18 protein-coding genes are annotated in these 20,669 nt (G+C 70.0%); 8 read left to right on the top strand and 10 right to left on the bottom strand.

Going from position 1 to position 20,669, the window contains the following annotated elements; all coding sequences use genetic code 11:
- Positions 1-100: 100 nt before the first annotated feature.
- The 6 genes from pgl to tkt form a co-directional block, all read right to left on the bottom strand.
- Positions 101-904, bottom strand: coding sequence for a 6-phosphogluconolactonase (gene pgl / locus KVA01_RS03795; protein WP_068467164.1), 804 nt, complete (start codon positions 902-904; stop codon positions 101-103).
- Positions 901-2,010, bottom strand: a complete 1,110-nt coding sequence (locus KVA01_RS03790) for a glucose-6-phosphate dehydrogenase assembly protein OpcA (RefSeq protein WP_141268991.1) — start codon at positions 2,008-2,010, stop codon at positions 901-903. The genes pgl and KVA01_RS03790 overlap by 4 nt, the downstream gene beginning before the upstream one ends.
- Positions 2,007-3,545 carry a glucose-6-phosphate dehydrogenase gene (gene zwf / locus KVA01_RS03785; RefSeq protein ID WP_068467162.1) on the bottom strand — a complete coding sequence of 513 codons (1,539 nt, stop codon included), beginning with the start codon at positions 3,543-3,545 and terminating at the stop codon, positions 2,007-2,009. The genes KVA01_RS03790 and zwf overlap by 4 nt, the downstream gene beginning before the upstream one ends.
- Positions 3,546-3,581: 36 nt before the next feature.
- Positions 3,582-5,186, bottom strand: a complete 1,605-nt coding sequence (locus KVA01_RS03780; protein WP_068467160.1) for a phosphoglucose isomerase-related protein — start codon at positions 5,184-5,186, stop codon at positions 3,582-3,584.
- Positions 5,187-5,330: 144 nt separating this feature from the next.
- Positions 5,331-6,437 carry a transaldolase gene (gene tal, locus KVA01_RS03775; protein ID WP_068467158.1) on the bottom strand — a complete coding sequence of 369 codons (1,107 nt, stop codon included), beginning with the start codon at positions 6,435-6,437 and terminating at the stop codon, positions 5,331-5,333.
- Positions 6,438-6,526: 89 nt separating this feature from the next.
- Positions 6,527-8,638 (bottom strand): transketolase, encoded by a 2,112-nt coding sequence (gene tkt, locus KVA01_RS03770; protein ID WP_141268989.1) that lies wholly within the window; start codon positions 8,636-8,638, stop codon positions 6,527-6,529.
- Positions 8,639-9,051: 413 nt separating this feature from the next.
- On the opposite strand from tkt, the gene KVA01_RS03765 reads away from it, so the two are divergent.
- Both KVA01_RS03765 and KVA01_RS03760 read left to right on the top strand, forming a co-directional pair.
- Positions 9,052-9,948, top strand: a complete 897-nt coding sequence (locus tag KVA01_RS03765) for a heme o synthase (RefSeq protein WP_068467236.1) — start codon at positions 9,052-9,054, stop codon at positions 9,946-9,948.
- 196 nt (positions 9,949-10,144) lie between these two features.
- The gene (locus KVA01_RS03760) at positions 10,145-11,062 is read left to right on the top strand and encodes a dihydrodipicolinate synthase family protein (RefSeq protein WP_141268987.1); all 918 of its coding nucleotides are present in this window, start codon (positions 10,145-10,147) and stop codon (positions 11,060-11,062) included.
- Between the two features lie 102 nt (positions 11,063-11,164).
- Here KVA01_RS03760 and KVA01_RS03755 read toward each other — a convergent pair whose 3' ends face one another.
- From KVA01_RS03755 to KVA01_RS03745, 3 genes are all read right to left on the bottom strand, one after another.
- Entirely contained in the window at positions 11,165-12,187 is a 1,023-nt protein-coding gene (locus KVA01_RS03755; protein WP_141268985.1) for a COX15/CtaA family protein, read from the bottom strand.
- A 95-nt stretch (positions 12,188-12,282) separates the two neighbouring features.
- Positions 12,283-13,017, bottom strand: a complete 735-nt coding sequence (locus tag KVA01_RS03750) for an ABC transporter permease (protein ID WP_068467234.1) — start codon at positions 13,015-13,017, stop codon at positions 12,283-12,285.
- A gap of 101 nt (positions 13,018-13,118) precedes the next feature.
- Positions 13,119-14,114 carry an ABC transporter ATP-binding protein gene (locus KVA01_RS03745; protein WP_068467232.1) on the bottom strand — a complete coding sequence of 332 codons (996 nt, stop codon included), beginning with the start codon at positions 14,112-14,114 and terminating at the stop codon, positions 13,119-13,121.
- A 285-nt stretch (positions 14,115-14,399) separates the two neighbouring features.
- On the opposite strand from KVA01_RS03745, the gene KVA01_RS03740 reads away from it, so the two are divergent.
- The 6 genes from KVA01_RS03740 to KVA01_RS03715 all read left to right on the top strand — a co-directional run bounded on the left by KVA01_RS03740 (position 14,400) and on the right by KVA01_RS03715 (position 20,566).
- A complete protein-coding gene (locus tag KVA01_RS03740; protein ID WP_068467150.1) occupies positions 14,400-15,164 on the top strand; it encodes a helix-turn-helix transcriptional regulator in 765 nt (254 codons plus the stop codon).
- Positions 15,161-16,636, top strand: a complete 1,476-nt coding sequence (gene sufB, locus KVA01_RS03735) for a Fe-S cluster assembly protein SufB (RefSeq protein WP_068467148.1) — start codon at positions 15,161-15,163, stop codon at positions 16,634-16,636. Before KVA01_RS03740 ends, sufB begins: the two co-directional genes overlap by 4 nt.
- A 1-nt stretch (position 16,637) precedes the next feature.
- Positions 16,638-17,939, top strand: coding sequence for a Fe-S cluster assembly protein SufD (gene sufD, locus KVA01_RS03730; RefSeq protein ID WP_068467145.1), 1,302 nt, complete (start codon positions 16,638-16,640; stop codon positions 17,937-17,939).
- 92 nt (positions 17,940-18,031) lie between these two features.
- Positions 18,032-18,796, top strand: a complete 765-nt coding sequence (gene sufC / locus KVA01_RS03725) for a Fe-S cluster assembly ATPase SufC (RefSeq protein WP_068467143.1) — start codon at positions 18,032-18,034, stop codon at positions 18,794-18,796.
- Between the two features lie 30 nt (positions 18,797-18,826).
- Positions 18,827-19,186, top strand: a complete 360-nt coding sequence (locus tag KVA01_RS03720) for a metal-sulfur cluster assembly factor (RefSeq protein ID WP_068467142.1) — start codon at positions 18,827-18,829, stop codon at positions 19,184-19,186.
- Positions 19,187-19,327: 141 nt separating this feature from the next.
- Positions 19,328-20,566 (top strand): alpha-hydroxy acid oxidase, encoded by a 1,239-nt coding sequence (locus KVA01_RS03715; RefSeq protein WP_141268983.1) that lies wholly within the window; start codon positions 19,328-19,330, stop codon positions 20,564-20,566.
- On the opposite strand, the gene KVA01_RS03710 is transcribed toward KVA01_RS03715, so the two are convergent.
- The coding region (locus tag KVA01_RS03710) for an integrase core domain-containing protein (protein WP_141268981.1) at positions 20,563-20,669 on the bottom strand (107 nt) is incomplete at its 5' end. The genes KVA01_RS03715 and KVA01_RS03710 overlap by 4 nt on opposite strands.

Below are 20,669 nucleotides of genomic sequence, written 5' to 3'. Positions count from 1 at the left end.
GCGACACGCACCGACGACGCACGGAGAAGCCCCGGACCGAGTGGTCCGGGGCTTCTTCGTGTCCGGCGCGAGCAACGAATCTCGGCCGGGGCCGTCGGCTCTACGCGTCGTTCGCGGGGGATCCGTCCGGGTCCTGGGGAACTCCGGGCAGGGCGTCCTCGGTCACGAGCCACAGCGTCTCCTGCCTGCCGCGCGCGGCGCTTCCCGGCGCCTGCACCGGGGTGACTCCGGGCCGGCGCACGGTGGCCAGTGCCTCCGCCTTGGGCGCACCGGAGACGAGCAGCCACACCCTCTCCGCGGAGTTGATCGTCCCTAGCGACATCGTGACCCGGGTGGGCGGTGGCTTGGGGGAGTCCTCCACCGAGAACACGCTCTCGTCCTCGCGCAGGACATCCTGCCGCCCCGGGAAGAGCGACGCGATGTGCGTGTCCGGCCCGAGGCTCAGCAGCGCGACGTCGAAACGCGGCAGCCCGGCGGACAAGCCCTCCGACTCCGCGGCCGCCGCGAGCTCCTCGCGGTAGTCACGGGCCGCGTCCTGGGCCGAGTCCATCTCATCCGCCCCGGCCACCGGGTGCACCCGGTCCCAGTCCAGCTCGAGGGAGTCGTCCCACGCATCTGCGGCCTGGACGCCGTTGCGCTCGGGGTCCGCGCCCGGCAGGAAGCGCTCGTCAGACCACCACACGTTCACGCGGGACCAGTCGATCAGGGCGGCGTCCGCGCTGCGGGCGACCTCACCGATCACCCGCGTGCCCATGCTTCCGCCGGTGAGCACCACTGTGGCCTCACCCCGCTCGCCCTGGGCGTTCTCGAGCACCTCGAGAACCCGGGCGGCGGTGTCCCGCGCGAGCCGGTCGTCGTCCTCGTGGGGGACCAGTCGCGGTTCGGGCCGGGCTGCGCCGCTCACCGGGCAGCCTGCCCGTCGGCGTCGGACGCGGAGCCGGGCGCAGAGCCCGCCCCGCCCACGGACCCCGCGGCGACGCCGTCGTTCTCCCGGCCCTGCGAGACCGCCTCCGAGGCATCCTCGACCTCCTCGGCCACGTCCTCCTCCGCCAGGTCCGCAGCCGCACCGCGAGCCACGTCCTCGGCGGCGGTGCAGACCTCCGCGGCGTGCAGACCGTCGCGGATCACCTCGCCGTAGACCTCGTCAGGGCCGAGACGGCGCAACTCCTCGGCCAGGCACGTCTTGAGGTCGCGCACGGGCATGGCGATCTGCTGGTCCGGCTGCCCGGGCTGGGAGACCACCGCCACGGTGCGTCCGGGCCGGTGGATCTCCACGGTGCCCTTGTCGGTGATCAGGGCCACCCGGTCCAGGGCACGGTGCGAGTCGTCGCTGTTCACCGTGACCTTGGCGCCGAGCCGCTGGGAGAGCCACACGCCGAAGAGCAGCATGGACGGTGCCACGGCGGCCCCCTCCAGGACGATCTCCTGCACCGTGACGGGCCCCACCTGGTCGAGCACGGCCGCGAGCTGGACGCGCCAGTTCGTGATGCGGGTCCACGCGAGGTCGGTGTCCCCGGGGGTGTACTGCCTCGAGAGCTGGGTCAGTGACTCGAACGGGTCCTCCGCGCGCGAGGAGTCCGTGATGCGCCGGTGCGCGATGCTGCCGATCGAGCTCTCGCTCGGGTTGGCGGGGAAGTCGTGCGGCCACCAGGCCACGATGGGGGCATCCGGGAGAAGCAGTGCGGACACGAGCGTCTCCGTGGGCTCCGCGAGGTCGCCGTAGCCGTGAAGCACGATCACCTCGGACGCCCCGGCGTCGCCGCCGAGACGCAGCTGGGCGTCCAGGCGGGTCTCGTCCGTGCGCGAGTGGGCCACGTGCACGATGATCCGGCACGGGTGCTCGTGGCTCGCGTAGTTCGCCGCCTCGACCGCGCTCTCCGAGTGTCCCGCCTGGGCGAGGATCACGAGCGTCAGCACGCGACCGAGGGTGACGACGCCGCCCTCGTGCCGAAGCTGGTTCAGCTTCTTCTCGATCTTCGCCGCGGTGGTGTCTTCCATCTGAACGATCACGGTCGCCTCCAGACCCGGCCGTCGCGGGCCATCAACTCGTGGGCCGACTCCGGCCCCCAGGAACCGGGAGCGTACGGCTCCGGCTCCACCTTGTGCTCAGACCAGTAGTTCTCGAACGGATCGAGGATCTTCCAGGACAGCTCCACCTCGGAGTGGTCCGGGAACAGCGGAGGCTCGCCGAGCAGCACGTCGAAGATCAGCCGCTCGTAGGCCTCCGGGCTGGACTCCGTGAACGCGTGGCCGTAGCCGAAGTCCATGGTCACGTCCCGGATCTCGGACTGCGTGCCCGGAACCTTGGAGCCGAAACGGATGGTCACGCCCTCGTCCGGCTGGATCCGGATCACGATGGCGTTCTGGCCGAACTCGTCGTTGTCCGTCTCACGGAAAAGGAGGTTCGGGGACTTCTTGAACGCCACGGCGATCTCCGTGACCCTGCGCCCGAGCCGCTTGCCCGCGCGCAGGTAGAACGGCACCCCGGCCCAGCGCCGGTTGTTGATGTCCACGCGCAGCGCGGCGAAGGTCTCCGTGCGGGAGTCGGCGGGGATGTCGGACTCCTCGTGGAAGCCCTTGACGAACTCGCCGCCCTGCAGCCCGGAGGTGTACTGGCCGAGCGCGGAGTGCTCCCCGAGGTCGGAGGGCAGCACCACGGACTCCAGCACCTTGGCCTTCTCGAGCCGCAGGTTCCGGGCCGAGAACGACGCCGGCTCCTCCATGGCGGTGAACGCCAGCAGCTGCAGCAGGTGGTTCTGGATCACGTCGCGGGCCGCGCCCACACCGTCGTAGTAGCCCGCGCGGGACCCGATGCCGATCTCCTCGGCCATCGTGATCTGCACGTGGTCCACGTAGCGGGCGTCCCACAGCGGCTCGAACATCTGGTTGGCGAAGCGCAGCGCCAGGATGTTCTGCACCGTCTCCTTGCCCAGGTAGTGGTCGATCCGGAACACGCTGTCCGGGCGGAAGACGCGCTCCACGATCGAGTTCAGCTCGCGGGCGGACTCGAGGTCGTGCCCGAACGGCTTCTCGATCACCACGCGCCGCCAGCCCTGGCTCTCCTCGCTGTCCGCGAGGTCGTGGTCCGCCAGCTGCTGGCAGACCACCTCGAACGCCTTGGGCGGGATGGAGAGGTAGAACGCGTGGTTGCCGCGCGTGCCGCGGTCGCGGTCGAGCTCGTCGAGCGTCTCGGCGAGCCGCACGTAGGCGTCGTCGTCGTCGAACTCGCCGTGCACGAAGCGCAGCCCCGAGGCGAACTGCTGCCACAGGTCCTCGTTGTAGGGCGTGCGGGCGTGCTGGGTGACGTTCTCCTTGACGTACTCCGCGAACTGGGCGTCGTCCCAGTCCCGGCGGCCGAACCCCACGAGGGAGAAGGCCGGGGGGAGCAGGCTGCGGTTGGCGAGGTCGTACATGGCCGGCAGCAGCTTCTTCTTCGCGAGGTCGCCGGTGACGCCGAAGAGGACGAGGGCCGACGGCGCCGCGACGCGTGTCAGACGCCGGTCGCGTGGATCACGCAGGGGGTTGTGTTGGGTGTTCTCAGGCACAGGCTCGCCGTCCGTTCGCGGGTTGTCGGGTGGGGATCACAGCTCGGACGCCGCGCGCAGCAGCTGGGCCACCCCGGCCTCCCGATCCAGCAGCCGCAGCCGCAGGACAGGGCGGTGGTGCTCGGCGAGCACGGTGGCGTCCCCGTCCGCCTGCGCGCTGATGAGCTCGCCGAAGGTGAAGGGGATGCCGGGGATGTCCACGTCCGTGTCCGTGGCCGCAGTGATCTGCACGTAGACACCCTTGGCGGGACCGCCCTTGTGGTACTGGCCGGTGGAGTGCAGGAAACGCGGGCCCCACCCGAAGGTCACGGGACGCCCGGTGCGCCGCGCCAGCACGTCCCGCACGGACTCCAGCTCGGTCCAGCCGAGCCGGTCGAAGTACGCCTGGACGCTCACATAGCCGTCCTCAGGCAGCTGCTCCAGAAGCGCCGAGAGGGCCGCGGGCACGGTGGTCGCACCGCGCAGCACGTCCTCGGCGCCGCGGATCTCGATCTCCCCGTCCGTGGCGGCCGCGGGTAAGGGCTCGGGCTTGGAGGCCAGAAGCTCGCGTGTTGCCGCCTTGGCGGACTCGACGTCCGGCTGGTTGAACGGGTCGATGCCCAGCAGGTGGCCCGCCACCGCGATCGCGACCTCGAAGGCCATCATGAGGCCGCTCAGCGAACCGGCCACGCGCACCCCCTCGGACTGCTCGGGGTCCACGTCCTCCTCAGCCACGAGCGCGACGACCAGCACGTCCGACGCGCCGGAGGTCAGCTCGGGGGCGCCGTCGTGCACGACCACGGGCAGCAAGCCCGTGCCGGACTTGCCGGTGGACTCGGCGATCAGCTGCTCCGCCCAGTCCGCGAAGCCCACGAACGGCGCGCCCTGGTTCACGAGCACGATCTTGTCGCGCAGCGGCGAGGTCCCGCCCAGGGCGGCACCGAGCTGCAGGCCGATGTTGTTCTCGTCGTCCTCGCGCAGCATCTCGACGGCCTCCTCGGCGTCGTCGAGCAGCGCCGCGACGTCCACGCCGGCGAGTCCGGAGGGCACGAGTCCGAACGCCGTGAGCGCGGAGAAGCGCCCGCCCACGTTCGGATCCGCGTTGAAGGTCTTGCGGTAGCCCGCCTCACGCGAGGCCGAGTCCATGGGGGAGCCCGGGTCCGTGACCACCACGATCCGCGAAGGGGCGTCCACCCCGGCGCGCTGGAAAGCGTCGATGAACACTCGGCGCGCGGAGTCCGTCTCCACCGTGGAGCCGGACTTGGAGGAGACGATCAGCGCGGTGTGCTCGAGGTCCTCGAGCGCCTTGGTGACCATCTCGGGATCCGTGGAGTCCAGCACGAAGAGGTCCACGCCCGCGCTGCGGGTGATGACCTCCGGGGCGAGCGAGGAGCCGCCCATGCCCGCGAGCACGAAGCGGGTGACACCCTCGCGCGCGAAGTCGTCGCGCAGCTCCATGATCTCGGGGACGAGCGGGCGGGAGACGTTCACGGCGTCGGTCCAGCCGAGGCGGACCGCGGCCTCCTCCTCCGCGGCGGTGCCCCACAGGGTGGGATCCTGCGCGAAGAGCTTGGACGCGAACTTCTCGGAGACCAGACGGGGGACGTTGGTGTCGATCGCCTCTCGTGCGGCACCGGCGGCCTGCAATGACAGTGAGCTCACGGAGAGCCTCCTCAAACGTGGTGTGTGGGCAGTGCGACGTGTCCGTGGCACCGCCCGGGGTGGTGCTCGCGGGATGGTTCGTCGCCCGCCGGTCGTGGGAGGTCCGGGGACCCGCCCACGACCGGCGGGCGACGGGGGAGTGGATCAGTTCGCGGCGTCGAGCGCGGTGCGCACGGTCGCGAGCAGCTCCTCCCAGGACTTCTCGAACTTCTCCAGGCCCTCGGCCTCGAGCAGCTCCACGACCTCCTGGTAGGACACGCCCTGCTGGGCGATCGCGTCCAGGACCTCGTTGGACTCCTCGTACGTGCCGGTGACGGTGTCACCCTTGACGTCCGCGTGGTCGTACGTGGCGTCGAGGGTCTTCTCCGGCATGGTGTTGACCGTGTTCGGGGCCACGAGCTCGGTCACGTAGAGCGTGTCCGGCAGGTTCGGGTCCTTGACGCCGGTCGAGGCCCACAGGGGGCGCTGGGCGTTGGCACCGGCGGAGGCGAGACGCTGCCAGCGCTCGGTCTGCAGGGACTCCTCGTACACCTGGTACGCGAGCCGTGCGTTCGCGAGGCCCGCCTTGCCCGTGAGGGAGGCCGCCTCGGCGGAGCCCACGGCGGCGAGGCGCTTGTCGATCTCGGTGTCCACGCGCGAGACGAAGAAGGACGCCACGGAGTGGATCGTGGAGAGGTCCTTGCCGTTCTCCAGGGCGCGCTCCAGACCCTCCATATACGCGTTGATGACACCGCGGTAGCGCTCGAGCGAGAAGATCAGCGTGACGTTCACGGAGATGCCCTCGGCGATCGTCGCGGCAATGGAGGGCAGGCCCTTCTCGGTCGCGGGGATCTTGATGAGCGCGTTCGGGCGGTCGATGGTCTGCGAGAGCTTCTGCGCCATGGCCGAGGTCGCGTCCGCGTCCTGCGCGAGGCGGGGGTCCACCTCGATGGACACGCGGCCGTCCACGCCCTGGGTGGCCTCAGCCACGGGGGCGAAGAGGTCGCACGCGTCGCGGACGTCGTCCGTGGTGATGCGGAAGACGGCGTCGTCGACCGAGGCGCCCTGGGCGGCGAGCTCTGCGACCTGCTCGCGGTAGGACTCGCCGTTGGCCAGCGCGGCGGCGAAGATCGTGGGGTTGGTGGTCACGCCCACCACGTTCTTGGTGTCGATCAGCTCCTGCAGGTTGCCGCTCGTGAGGCGCTGCCGGGAGAGGTCGTCGAGCCAGATGGAGACACCGGCGTCGGAGAGCTTCTGGGTGGGGGTGGTCATGTCTGCGTCCTCGCTTCGTGAGAGGGAAGGTCTGGTCGGTCGTGGGCGGGGCCGGAACCCCGCCCACGACGCTCGGGTGTGGTGGAGGATCACCGCGCGGCGGCGATGGACTCCTCGGCGGCGCTCGTCACGGCGTCGGTGGTGATGCCGAACTCGCGGTAGAGCGTCTGGTAGTCCGCGGACTCGCCAAAGTGCTCGAGCGAGACGGCACGGCCGGCGTCGCCCAGCAGGTCGTTCCAGGACATCCGGATCCCCGCCTCGACGCTGACGCGCGCCTTGACGTCCCGGGGGATCACGGAGTTGCGGTACTGCTCGTCCTGGGCGTCGAACCACTCACGGCACGGCATGGAGACCACGCGGGCCGCGATCCCCTTGGCGGCGAGCTGCTCGCGGGACTCGAGGGCGAGCTGCACCTCGGAGCCGGTGGCGATGAGCACGACGTCCGGGGTGCCCTCAGTGTCCGCGATCACGTAGCCGCCGCGGGCCACGCCCTCGGCGGAGGCGAACTTCTCGCCGTCGTGCTCGGGGTGCAGGTCCTCGCGCGGGATCGTGGGCAGGTCCTGGCGGGTCAGCGCGAGACCGGCGGGGTGATCGTGCTGCTCCAGGATGGTGCGCCACGCCACCGAGGTCTCGTTGGCATCCGCGGGGCGGACGACGTCGAGCCCCGGGATCGCGCGCAGCGCGGAGAGCTGCTCCACGGGCTGGTGCGTGGGGCCGTCCTCGCCGAGACCGATCGAGTCGTGGGTCCACACGTAGATCGAGGGGACCTTCATGAGGGCACCCAGGCGCACGGACGGGCGCTGGTAGTCCGAGAAGATCAGGAACGTCCCGGAGAACGCGCGGGTCTGGCTGCTCATCACGATGCCGTTGACGATCGCGGCCGCCGCGTGCTCACGGATGCCGAAGTGCAGCACCCGGCCGTACGGGGAGCCGTGCCACTTGGCGGTCGAGCGGCTCTCCGGGATGAAGGAGTCCGCGCTCTCGATGGTCGTGTTGTTGGAGCCCGCGAGGTCGCAGGAACCGCCCCACAGCTCCGGGAAGGTGTCCGCGATGGCGTTGATGACCTCGCCGGAGGCCTTGCGGGAGGCCACGGCCTTGCCCACCGGGAACGTGGGGAACGCGGCCTTGTAGTCCCGCGGCAGCTCCTCGTTCTTGATCCGGTCGTAGAGCTCGGCCTTCTCGGGGTTGGCCTCGCGCCACGCCTGGAAGGACTTCTCCCACTCGGCGCGCTCCTGCTTGCCGCGCTCGGCGACCTCGCGCACGTGGGCGAGGATCTCCGGCTCGATCTGGAAGGACTTCTCCGGGTCGAAGCCGAGAACCTTCTTCGTGGCGGCGACCTCGTCCGCGCCGAGCGCCGAGCCGTGCACGCCGCTGGTGTTCTGCTTGTTGGGGGAGGGCCAGCCGATGATCGTGCTCAGGGCGATGATCGAGGGCTTGTCGGTGACCTTCGTGGCCGCCACGATCGCGTCGTAGAGCGCCTCGACGTCCTCCTTGTACTCCCCGCCGTTGCGCCAGTCCACGCGGGCGGTGTCCCAGCCGTAGGCGGCGTAGCGCCCGAGGACGTCCTCGTTGAACGCCACGTTGGTGTCGTCCTCGATGGAGATCTTGTTGTCGTCGTAGATCACCACGAGGTTGCCGAGCTCCTGCGTGCCCGCGAGCGAGGAGGCCTCGGAGGTGATGCCCTCCTGGAGGTCGCCGTCGGAGGCGATCACGAACACGTGGTGGTCGAACGGGGACTGGCCCGCGGGGGCGTCGGCGTCGAAGAGGCCGCGGGTGTAGCGCTGCGCGTAGCCGAAGCCCACGGAGGAGGCGAGACCCTGGCCGAGCGGACCGGTGGTGATCTCCACACCGGTGGTGTGGCGGTACTCGGGGTGGCCGGGGACCTTGGAGCCCCACGTGCGCAGCGACTCCAGGTCCTCCATCTCCAGGCCGTAGCCGGAGAAGAACAGCTGCAGGTACAGCGTCAGGGAGGTGTGGCCGGGGGAGAGGATGAAGCGGTCGCGGCCGGTCCAGCGGTCGTCCGACGGGTCGTGGCGCATCACCTTCTGGAAGAGCAGGTACGCCACGGGGGCCAGGGACATGGCCGTGCCGGGGTGGCCGTTGCCGACCTTCTGCACGGCGTCCGCGGCGAGGACTCGGGCGGTGTCCACCGCACGGGCGTCCTGTTCGGTCCAGTTCAACGGTTGCTCAAGGTTCGGCACGGTGGCGAGCCCCTTTCCTGGGAGTGGATGGTGCGGGGCGTCCGGCCGGCGGCATCGTCGATCACCGGGCGTGCCGGAACGCCTGTTCCGCGCTCAACCTTAGTCCGCGGGGGCCGCGCGCGTCAGGGACGTCCCACGGGTTGATCGCTCACGGCTCATCGTGGGCTTCATCACGAGGGCCTTTTGGAGCCTCGACGGCTATACTGCTGACCGGGTGTCGGCGCGAGCCCGTCTCGCCCCGCCCGGACCATTCCGCCCACGGGTGGGACACCACCGTTCTTTGGAGCATCGATTCCGTGAATCACCTCGACACCGCGACGCACCCGGAACCCTCAGGAGCCTCGGCGTCGCACGGCCACGGAGCAGCCGGCGCCCGCATCGCGGAGGTCGCTCCCGTGGGCTACGAGGGACCGATGACCGTGGGCCGCAAGGTCAAGGCGTACGTTGCGCTGACGAAGCCCCGGATCATCGAGCTGCTGCTCGTGGCCACCATCCCCACCATGTTCTTCGCCCAGCAGGGCGTACCGAACCTGTGGCTCGTGCTCAACACGCTGATCGGCGGCACGCTCGCCGCCGGAGCCGCCGGGGCGTTCAACTGCTACATCGACCGCAACGAGGACCGGCTGATGCGCCGCACGGCCAAACGGCCCCTCGTGACCGGCGAGGTCAGCGACCGTGAGGCCCTGGTCTTCGCGTGGCTGCTCTCCGCCGTGGCCGTCGCCTGGCTGACCCTGGGTGTGAGCGTCCTGTGCGGCGTGCTGGGAGTGGTGGCCATCGCGCTCTACGCGGTCTTCTACTCCATCGTCCTCAAGCGCCGCACGGCCCAGAACATCGTGTGGGGCGGGCTCGCCGGGTGCATGCCCGTGCTGATCGGCTGGGCAGCCGTGCGCGGCACCCTCGAGTGGCCGGCCCTGGTGCTCTTCATGTTCATCTTCCTGTGGACGCCCCCGCACTACTGGCCGCTGTCCATGAAGTACGCGGAGGACTACTCCCGCGCCGGCGTTCCCATGCTCGGGGCCGTGGACACCGCGCGCACCGTGGGCGCCCAGGTGGTGCTCTACGCATGGGCCACCGTGATCTGCTCGCTGCTGCTGATCCCCGTGGGCGGTGCGGGCTGGGTGTACGGCATCATCGCCCTGGTCTCCGGCGGCTGGTTCACCTACCACTGCCACAAGCTCTACGGCCTCGCCACGGCAGGCAAGCCCACCCTCAAGCAGGCCATGTACGTCTTCCACGGCTCCATCGCCTACATCACGTTCGTGTTCGTGGGCGTGGCGCTGGACCCGTTCATGGGCGGCCCCATCTTCTAAGGCACCCTCGTCCGAGCCCCCCCGTGACCGCTGCGGTCGCGGGGGCCTTGTCGTTGCGGGACCGCGGCGCCGCGTTCTGCCGGGACCGGGGCACCGCTGAGCCCCACGCCCTCCGGGTCCCGCGCCCGACGAAGTGGCAGGGCATCCACCGTTCGGTTGATGCCGGCCAGCGGTTAGGGTCACCTAAACTGATGGCATGCTGCCCATGACCTTCTCCGGTGTGACCGCCTATCCCGTGACCCCCCTGCAGCCCGGCGGGGCCCTGGACCTCGATTCACTCGAGTGCTCCGTGGCCCGGATCGCGCGCAGCGGTGTCGACGGCGTGGTGGTTCTCGGAACGTCCGGTCTCTTCGCGTACCTGGACGCCCAGGAACGCGCGGAGGTCGTGCGCACGGCGGTGCGGGCCGCCGCCGGTTCCGGTGTCCCCGTGGGCGTGGGGATCTCCGCCATCACCACCCGCGAGGTGCTCCAGCTCGCGTACTCCGCCGAGAACAACGGAGCGGACGGCCTCGTGCTGAGCCCGGTGAGCTACATCCCGCTCGTGTCACAGGAGATCGCGGACCAGGTCGAGACGGTCGCCTCCGCCGTCTCCCTCCCGCTGTGCCTCTACAACAATCCCTCCACCACGGGCTTCACGTACCCGGTGGAGCTCGCCGCGGAGCTGTCCTGGCTCGACAACGTGGTCGCGTTCAAGGACACCGCCGCATCCGGCAGGCTTTTCCACTCGCGCCAGCTGCTCTTCGCGCAGCAGTCCGAACCGGGAACCGTGCACGGCGTGAGCCGGGACCAGCTGATCGTGGACGAGTACCCGGACGCCGCGTGGCACAGCGGCATGGCGGCGCTGCTCGCGCCGGAGTTCGTCGCGTTCCACCGGGCGGTCGGCGAGGGCCGCGTGGACGACGCGGCGGCGTGGAGCCGCGCGCTGCGTCCCCTCATGCAGCTGATGGGCCACGAACGGCCGCTGTCCGTGCTCTACGCGCTGGCGGAGGTCTGCGGTGTGCGCACCAGTGCCCCGCGGCGGCCCCTGCTGCCCATCCCGTCCCACAGCAAGAATGCGCTGGCCCAGGCGGTCGATCAGCTCCGCGCGGAGGCACCCACGGCGACGTCGCTCTGAGCCGTCCCACTCCGGGTCACATCGAGGGGCGGTCACCTTCAGGGCCCGCAACCGGCCGCGCGGCAGGATGACCGCCCGTCCCGGCAGCGGGGCGGCGACGACTCAGCGCACGGGCTGGACGGCGGCGTCGTCGTCCGAGACCGTGGAGAAGTCCACCGGCGCGGCGTGCTCGTGCTGGTCCTGCGCCAGGTAGAACGAGAACGAGACCACGCGTGTGGCGCCCCAGATCAGCACGGCGGAGAGCACCATGTGCAGCGCCACGGCGGGCACCGGCACGTGGTTGAAGTACTGGTAGTAGCCCACGAGACCCTGGGCCACGATGATCCCGGCCATGATCAGGTAGGCGTTGCGCAGCACACGGGGCAACTGCTTCACGAGGCACAGGACGATCCCGGCCACCACGGTGAAGGTCAGCAGGTAGACCGGCACGGCGTGCGCGCGCGTGATGTCCACCGAGTTGAACGCGAGACGCGCGCTGGAGTCGTCACCGGCGTGGACGCCCGTGCCCGTGACGAGCGTGCCCAGGTAGAGGATCACCGAGCTCAGCACACCCACGAGCACGGCCAGGACGCGCACCGCGGTGCGGGAGGAGCGCAGCTGACCCGGGCGCTGCTCGAGGGCCACGGCGGAGAGGCTTTCACGCCGCGTGTTGAGCACGAGCAGCGTGGACAGCGAGATCATGGCCGCGGAGATCAGGTAGTGGACACCGACCATCAGCGGGTGCAGGCCCACGAGCACGGTGATGCCACCCACGACCGCCTGCAGCGGGATGCCCACGCCCAGCGCGAGGGCGAGCCAGAACAGCTTGGGGTGCGAGCGGAACATCCGCATCACGGACAGGAACATCAGCACCGCGACGACCGCCAGCACGAACGTGAGCAGGCGGTTGCCGAACTCGATGATGCCGTGGATGCCCATCTCCTGCGTGTTGGTCCAGGAGTCCGGCGAGCAGCGAGGCCACGTGGGGCAGCCGAGGCCCGAACCGGTGAGCCGCACGAGTCCGCCGGTGAGGATCAGCAGCGAGTTCGTGAGCAGGGAGGCCACCGCCAGACCGCGCACCCACGGGGTCACGGTACGGGGCCACCAGAAGGAGTCGGCAGCGGTGGGACGGGTGAGATCAGACATGAGCGGTGCATCCAGGGGCAGAGGGTACGAGTCCCTCCCAGTGTACCGAGGGGAGGCTCGCGGACCCCCGGCGGCACGGGCTCAGCGGGGTGTGCTCAGACCCACTTGAACCACTTGACCGTGGCGGCCCAGCTGAGCACCGCCCAGGCCCCAAGCACGAGCAGGGGGACGAACGTGGTGGTGCTTCCCAGGAAGCACTCGCGCATCAGCTCGCCCGCCGCGGCGGAGGGCAACCACTGCACGCACCACGAGGCCCACGCGGGCAGGGTGGTGAGCGGGAACAGCACACCGCCACCGGCGGCCAGGGCCACCCACACGACGTTGAGCACGGCGAGGGTCGCCTCGGCGCGCAGGGTTCCGGCGATCAGCATGCCCAGGCCCGTGAACGAGACCGCCACCAGCACCAGCAGCGGGATCGAGCCCACCACCGCGAGCACGGGCGGCTGCCAGCCCAGGAAGACCGCCACGACCGCGATGATGACGTACTGCAGGACGAGCACCGCCATGATCGCCAGGAACTTCCCCGCGATCAGCCCCGAGCGCCCCAGTGGCGTGGTGGAGAGATAGCGCAGCACCCCGTAGCGGCGGTCGAATCCGGTCTGGATGCCCTGGCCGGAGAAGGCGCTGGAGATCACGCACAGCACCAGGATCCCGGGCACCGCCACGTCCACGCGCGAGGCACCGTCCGTGCGGTACGGGTCCAGCAGATCCGTCATGGTCAGCGCCACGAGCGCCATGACCGGCAGGATCACGAGCAGCAGCAGCTGCTCGCCGTTGCGAACCATGGTCACGGTCTCGAACCGCGCCTGCGCGAGCACGCGCCGGGTCAACGACGCCGCCCGGGGGCCCGCGGCGCCGTCGTGCGTCGGGCTGCCCGCACCGCGCGTGCCGTCCGCGGAAACGGCCTGCTTCTCGTCCAGGTTCTCGCGGTTCACCGGGCATCACGCCCGGAGACTTCCAGGAAGACGTCCTCGAGGGATCGGGGTTGCACGCTCAGCGCCTCCGGCAGGTGGTCGTGCAGGGTGGCCCACTGCGTGACCTCGCGGACGCGTGCGGCGTCCAGGGGGCCCGTGAGGACCACGGTGCGGTCCTTGACGCTCCACTCGACGTCGGCGAAGCGCGGGGTGCGCCAGGGTGGGTCGTCGCGCAGGCGGTGGGCCTGCTGCGGTGCAAGGGTCACGGTCATCACGAGCGGTGCCTCCTGCTCGGCGCTCACGAGCTCGGCCACGGTGCCCTGGGCGGCCACGGTGCCGCTGTTGACGATGTAGACATAGTCGGCGAGCCGGGCGGCGTCGTCCATGAGGTGGGTGGTCAGGATGATGCACACGCCGGAGTCGCGCAGCTGCCGCACGAGCTCGAAGACGATGTTGCGCGAGCGCGGGTCCAACCCCGCGGAGGGCTCGTCCAGGAAGAGGACGTCCGGGCGGCCTACGAGGGCGGCGGCCAGGGCCACACGCTGCTTCTGACCACCCGAGAGGCGGCGGATGCCAGTTCCCAGGAAGGAGCCGATGCCCAGCCGCTCCACGAGCTCGTCCACGGGGGCGGGGTCCGCGTAGAGCCGGCTGACGTGGCGCAGCAGCTCGCCCGGACGCACCGACTGGGGGAGCCCGCCGTCCTGGAGCATGACGCCCACACGCGCGCGCAGATCGGCGGAGGCCTGCCAGGGGTCCTCACCCAGCAGCCGCACGGTGCCGGACGTGGGACGCTGCAGTCCCTGGGCGCACTGCAGGGTGGTGGTCTTGCCGGCCCCGTTGGCGCCGAGCAGGGCGGTGATCCGCCCGTGGTGGGCCGCCATGCTCAGCCCCCGGACCGCTTGCACGGGTTCGCCGCGACCCTCGAACGTCTTCACCAGACCGTCCACCTGCAGAGCCGCGGTGGCCGGGCCGGGGGAGGGCGTGTGAGGGGCGAGGGCGGGTTCGGACGGCATCTGCACCCGGTCAGTCTAGAACCTCGGGGCCGGCCGTTGCCGCGAGCCGTGGCACGCGGGCCGTGTCCCCTCGGCTGGACCCATCCGCCGGTGCGGCTCACGCGCGCGCGAGAGGGCGCGAGAGGGGCCGGACCGTTTTTGACGGGAATGGAATACCGCATACGCTCGTTGTGTATTGCGTGTCTTCTGCGAGGCGCCACGCCCCGGAGCAGACAGGTGCGCAGGCCGCCCCCGCCGCACCCCGTTCTCCCACGCACGACGTCCCCGAAGGAAGTACCACTGAGCATGAGTTCACCTGCCACGGACCGCACACCCGCGGTCCGCACGGACCAGGATGACACCACCCGTTCGCGGGTGCTCTCGCTGGTGCTCGCCCACGGCCCCATCGCGGCGGCACAGATCGCCAAGGACCTGGGTCTGACACCCGCGGCGGTCCGCCGCCACCTGGACGCGCTCGAGGCCGAGCAGATCATCGAGGTCTCGTTTGTGCGGGGCGCCCGCTCCGGCGCGGGACGCCCGGCGCGCCGCTACGTCGTCGCACCCGGCGGCCACGAGCAGCTGGGGACCGACTACCTGGGGCTCGCGCGCAACGCGATCGGCACGATGCAGCGCGTGGGCGGCGAGGACCTCGTCCGCGCCTTCGTCTCGGACCACTTCGACCGCATGCGCGAGCGCTACCGGCCGCAGGTCGAGTCCGCCGGGCCCGACGTCGAGGACCGGCTCAACGCGCTCACCGCCGCCCTGAGCCGCGACGGCTTCGTGGCGTCCCACACCACGGTGACCCCGCGCGGGCCCCGCGGCGTGACGCTGCGCTCCGCCCAGCTGTGCCAGGGCCACTGCCCGATCCAGGAGATCGCCCACGAGCACCCCGAGTTCTGCGAGCAGGAGACCGAGATGATCTCCGAGCTGCTGGACGTGGACGTCCGCAGGCTCTCCACCATGGCCGCGGGTGCGCACGTCTGCACCACACACGTCCCGCTGCAGCTGCGCAGCGCGGCATCCACGCTTTCCACCAACCACACAAGCGCACAACAGGGAGGGTTGTCATGACCGAGCGCATCGCTGCCGCGGACTCCGCGGGCAACACGACAGGCGACACCACGATTTCCGAGATCCTGGAGATGAACCCGGAGCTCGAGGGGATCGGACAGTACCAGTACGGCTGGTCCGACAAGAACGACGCCGGCGCCTCGGCACGCCGCGGCATCAACGAGGACGTCGTCCGGGACATCTCGGCCAAGAAGAGCGAGCCGGAGTGGATGACCAAGCTGCGGCTGAAGGGTCTGAAGTTCTTCGACCGCAAGCCCATGCCCACGTGGGGCGCGGACCTCTCCGGGATCGACTTCGACAACATCAAGTACTTCGTGCGCTCCACGGAGCAGCAGGCGGGCTCCTGGGAGGAGCTGCCGGACGACATCCGCAACACGTACGAGAAGCTCGGCATCCCCGAGGCCGAGCGCAACCGGCTCGTGGCCGGCGTGGCCGCGCAGTACGAGTCCGAGGTGGTCTACCACCAGATCCGCGAGGACCTCGAGGCCCAGGGCGTGATCTTCATGGACACGGACACCGCGCTGAAGGAGCACCCCGAGTTCTTCGAGGAGTACTTCGGCACCGTGATCCCCGTGGGCGACAACAAGTTCGCCGCGCTGAACACGGCCGTGTGGTCCGGCGGCTCGTTCGTGTACGTGCCCAAGGGCGTGCACGTGGACATCCCGCTGCAGGCCTACTTCCGCATCAACACGGAGAACATGGGCCAGTTCGAGCGCACGCTGATCATCGCGGACGAGGACTCCTACGTCCACTACATCGAGGGCTGCACCGCCCCGATCTACAAGACGGACTCGCTGCACTCCGCCGTGGTGGAGATCATCTGCAAGAAGAACGCCCGCGTCCGGTACACGACCATCCAGAACTGGTCCAACAACGTGTACAACCTGGTGACCAAGCGTGCGATCGCGCACGAGGGCGCCACCATGGAGTGGATCGACGGCAACATCGGCTCCAAGGTCACCCAGAAGTACCCCGCGGTGTACATGACCGGTGAGCACGCCCGCGGCGAGACCCTGTCCATCGCCTTCGCCGGCGAGAACCAGCACCAGGACACCGGCTCCAAGATGGTGCACATCGCGCCTAACACGTCCTCCTCGATCGTCTCCAAGTCGGTGGCCCGCAACGGCGGCCGCTCGGCCTACCGCGGTCTGGTGCAGGTGCGCGAGGGCGCCACCCACTCGAAGTCCAACGTGGTGTGCGACGCCCTGCTGGTGGACACGATCTCCCGCTCGGACACCTACCCGTACGTGGACATCCGCGAGGACGACGTCACCATGGGCCACGAGGCCACGGTCTCCCGCGTCTCGGAGGAGCAGCTGTTCTACCTGATGCAGCGGGGCATGCCGGAGGAGGAGGCCATGGCGATGATCGTGCGCGGCTTCGTCGAGCCGATCGCCCGCGAGCTGCCCATGGAGTACGCGCTCGAGCTCAACCGTCTCATCGAACTTCAAATGGAAGGATCCGTTGGCTGATATGTCCACCACTGATCAGACCGCCCGCGACAGCCAGGACACCACCGAGGAGGTGGACGGGGTCCCCACCGGTGAGGACCGCGTGGCCATCCCCGGCATGAGCCAGGAGGGCGAGACCCTGCAGGAAGGCCGCAACCAGGCCGGTGAACCCGAGATCAGGCACACGGAGCACGGTGACATCTCCGGCGTGCCGGACTCCTCGCGCGCCGGGCGGTTCACGTCCTACGACGTCGCGGACTTCCCGCCCCTGACCACCAAGCTCGAGGACTGGCGGTTCACCCCGCTCAAGCGCCTGCGCGGTCTCGATGACTCCACCCTGGACGGGCCCGCTCCGGCGGTCTCCGTGACGGGGGACGACGCCGTGGAGATCACCTCGGTGCCGCGCGACGACGAGCGCATCGGCTCCGCCGGGATCCCCGAGGACCGGGTCTCCGCGAACGCGTGGTCCGCGTTCCGCGAGGCCACCGTCATCTCGGTCCCGCGCGACACCGAGGTCTCCGAGCCCGTGATCGTCACGTTCACGGGCGAGTCCGAGCAGCCGGCCGCCCAGCACGTGGTGGTCGACGCCGGGACGAACTCCCACGCGCTCGTGGTGCTGCGCCACGTGGGCACCGCCGTGCTCTCCCAGAACGTCGAGTTCTCCGTGGGCGACGGCGCCAACCTCACCGTGGTCTCGCTGCAGGAGTGGACGGACGACTCCGTGCACGCCTCCTCGCAGCAGGCGAAGCTGGGCAAGGACGCCACGTTCAAGCACGTGCTCGTGAGCCTGGGAGGGGACCTCGTGCGCGTGACCCCCTCCACCCGCTTCACGGCCACCGGCGGCGACGTGGCCATGTACGGCCTCACGTTCGTGGACGAGGGCCAGCACCTGGAGTCCCGCCTGTTCGTGGACCACTCGGTGCCGCGCTGCCGCTCGCGCGTGAACTACAAGTCCGCGCTGCAGGGCGAGAACGCCCACGGCGTGTGGGTCGGGGACGTCCTGATCCGCGCTGAGGCCGAGGGTACGGACACGTACGAGCTCAACCGCAACCTGATCCTCAACGACGGCCCGCGCATGGACTCGGTGCCGAACCTGGAGATCGAGACCGGTCTGATCGCCGGCGCGGGTCACGCGTCCACCACGGGTCAGCTGGACGACGAGCACCTGTACTACCTGATGTCCCGCGGCATCCCGGAGGACCAGGCACGCCGCCTGGTGGTCCGCGGGTTCCTGTTCGAGATCATCCAGCAGGTGGGCGTCGAGGCCCTCGAGGAGCAGCTGCGCGCGTCCCTCGAGGACGAGCTCGCCCGCACCGAGAACTGAGCCCCGGCACCGCGCCGTCGCCCTCACCCACGAACGTCGCACCCCGGTCCCCGAACGGGGCGGGTGCCCACGACCACAAGGAGAAACACCACATGTCCACTCTGGAGATCAAGGACCTCCACGCGTCCGTCATCCTGGACGACGAGTCCACCAAGCCCATCCTCAAGGGCGTGAACCTGACCATCAACTCCGGTGAGGTGCACGCGATCATGGGCCCCAACGGCTCGGGCAAGTCCACGCTGGCCTCCACGATCGCCGGCCACCCCAAGTACCAGGTCGACTCCGGTTCCGTGACCCTGGACGGCCAGGACGTGCTGGCCATGTCCGTGGACGAGCGCGCCCGCGCCGGCCTCTTCCTGGCCATGCAGTACCCGGTGGAGATCCCCGGCGTGACCACCTCGAACTTCCTGCGCTCGGCCAAGACGGCCGTCGACGGCGAGGCCCCCTCCCTGCGCACGTGGACCAAGGACGTCCGCTCGCACATGGAGCAGCTGAAGATCGACACCGACATGCTCCAGCGCAACGTGAACGAGGGCTTCTCCGGTGGCGAGAAGAAGCGTCACGAGATCCTGCAGCTCGAGATCCTCAAGCCGAAGATTGCGCTGCTCGACGAGACCGACTCCGGCCTCGACGTGGACGCCCTGAAGATCGTCTCCGAGGGCGTCAACCGCGCCCTGGAGAACGACAACACGGGCATCATGCTCATCACGCACTACACGCGCATCCTGCGCTACATCAAGCCGCAGTTCGTGCACGTGTTCTCGGACGGCCGCGTGGTGGACCAGGGCGGGCCCGAGCTCGCGGAGCAGCTCGAGAACGAGGGCTACGACCGCTACGTGCAGGCCGCGGCCAAGTAGACCCCGCACACGACACCGGAGGAGGACGCCATGAGTGATTCCACAGAGACCGCTCCCGCCCAGGAGTCCGGCCCCCAGGGCCAGGCATCCCTGGAGGAGATCACGGATCTGCTGAAGAACGTGATCGACCCCGAGCTGGGCGTGAACATCGTGGACCTCGGGCTGCTGTACGGCCTGCAGTACCAGGACGACGCCTCCCTGCGCCTCGACATGACCCTGACCACGGCGGCCTGCCCGCTGCAGGACGTCATCGAGGAGCAGGTGGCCCAGAACCTGGCACCGGCGGTCGACGAGTGGCACGTGAACTGGATCTGGATGCCCCCGTGGGGTCCGGAGCGGATCACGGAGGACGGCCGCGACCAGATGCGCGCCCTGGGCTTCAACATCTGAGGTCCCGTCCCCGGACACTGGTGAACGGCACGGCACACGACCACACGGTCGGTGCCGTGCCGTTCGTCATTGCGCTCCCAGCGCGGGCGCGCCAGTATGGAGGGTGACAGATGTTCCCGTACCGCGACCACCGGAGGACTCGTGAAACGTCACCTGCCCCAGCTCTCGGAGCTCAAGCCGCTCATGCAGTTCGGCTCGTTCAACCCGGACCGTCGCGCGGCCCGGCTCGCGAAGGCCGCGGACGTCGAGGCACTGCGGCGGATCGCGCGGCGTCGCACCCCGAAACCCGCCTTCGACTACGTGGACGGCGCGGCCGGCCAGGAACTGACGTACCGCCGCAGCCGCGAGGCCTTCGAGTCCGTGGAGCTGCTGCCGAAGATCCTGCACGGCACGGACGCCGCGGACCTGAGCACGGAGATCGCCGGGTTCCGCAGCGCCCTGCCGTTCGGGATTGCGCCCACCGGCTTCACCCGGTTCATGCACGCGGAGGGGGAGATCGGGGGAGTCCGCGCGGCCGAGCGCGCCGGGATCCCGTTCTCGCTCTCCACCATGGGCACGCGCTCCATCGAGGAGGTCAACGACGCCGCACCGGACGCCGAGAGGTGGTTCCAGCTGTACCTGTGGCGCGACCACGCGGCGTCCCTGGACCTGATCCAGCGCGCGAAGGCCGCCGGGGTGCGCACGCTGCTCGTCACGGTGGACACCCCCGTTCCGGGGCAGCGGCTGCGCGACGTGCGCAACGGCATGGTGATCCCGCCACGCCTGACCGCCGCGACCGTGCTGGACGCCTCCTACCGGCCCGAGTGGTGGTTCAACTTCCTCACCACGGACTCGCTGAAGTTCGCCTCGCTCTCCAACACCTCGTCCACGCTGGCGGACCTGATCTCGTCCATGTTCGACCCGGGTCTGGACCTGGACGACCTCGCGTGGATCCGTGAGCACTGGGACGGCCAGCTCTTCGTGAAGGGCATCCTCACGCGCGAGGACGCCCGGCGGGCCATGGGCGTGGGCGCGGACGGCCTGGTGGTCTCCAACCACGGCGGCCGCCAGCTGGACCGCGCCCCCGTGGCGCTGACCTCCCTGCCGGGGGTGCGCGAGGAGGTTGGACCGGACGTCCCCCTGATCCTGGACTCCGGTGTGCTCTCCGGCGCGGACGTGGTCACCGCCCTGTGCGCGGGGGCGGACTTCGTGCTGATCGGGCGGGCGTACCTGTACGGACTCATGGCCGGTGGCGAGCAGGGGGTCTCCCGCGTGATCGAGCTGCTCGAGGCGCAGATCCGCACGGACATGATGCTCATGGGTGCCGGTTCCATCGCAGACCTGGGCCCGGCGTCGATGCGCGCCCCGTGGCTCGACGAGACGGCGCGCTCCGAGGTCTAGCTGTACTTCCCCGCGACGTTGTGAACGCGTTGTGAGGGTGTTTGGCCGCCGATGCCGGTGTGGGGTCTGTGGTGATTGTAGTGATGGAGCCACCGCGTGTAGG

It is taken from the genome of Kocuria varians (genome assembly GCF_006539885.1).
Taxonomy (GTDB): domain Bacteria; phylum Actinomycetota; class Actinomycetes; order Actinomycetales; family Micrococcaceae; genus Kocuria; species Kocuria varians.
Note: the sequence above shows the minus strand (reverse complement) of the source record. Positions and strands in the feature narration are given on the sequence as shown.

Bases quoted from the DNA above. Each gene is read 5' to 3' on its own strand.
- tal (WP_068467158.1), bottom strand. From the start codon at position 6,437: ATGACCACCCCCACCCAGAAGCTCTCCGACGCCGGTGTCTCCATCTGG.
- KVA01_RS03765 (WP_068467236.1), top strand. From the start codon at position 9,052: ATGACCGTGGGCCGCAAGGTCAAGGCGTACGTTGCGCTGACGAAGCCC.
- KVA01_RS03760 (WP_141268987.1), top strand. From the start codon at position 10,145: ATGCTGCCCATGACCTTCTCCGGTGTGACCGCCTATCCCGTGACCCCC.
- KVA01_RS03755 (WP_141268985.1), bottom strand. From the start codon at position 12,187: ATGTCTGATCTCACCCGTCCCACCGCTGCCGACTCCTTCTGGTGGCCC.
- KVA01_RS03745 (WP_068467232.1), bottom strand. From the start codon at position 14,114: ATGCCGTCCGAACCCGCCCTCGCCCCTCACACGCCCTCCCCCGGCCCG.
- KVA01_RS03740 (WP_068467150.1), top strand. From the start codon at position 14,400: ATGAGTTCACCTGCCACGGACCGCACACCCGCGGTCCGCACGGACCAG.
- sufB (WP_068467148.1), top strand. From the start codon at position 15,161: ATGACCGAGCGCATCGCTGCCGCGGACTCCGCGGGCAACACGACAGGC.
- sufD (WP_068467145.1), top strand. From the start codon at position 16,638: ATGTCCACCACTGATCAGACCGCCCGCGACAGCCAGGACACCACCGAG.
- sufC (WP_068467143.1), top strand. From the start codon at position 18,032: ATGTCCACTCTGGAGATCAAGGACCTCCACGCGTCCGTCATCCTGGAC.
- KVA01_RS03720 (WP_068467142.1), top strand. From the start codon at position 18,827: ATGAGTGATTCCACAGAGACCGCTCCCGCCCAGGAGTCCGGCCCCCAG.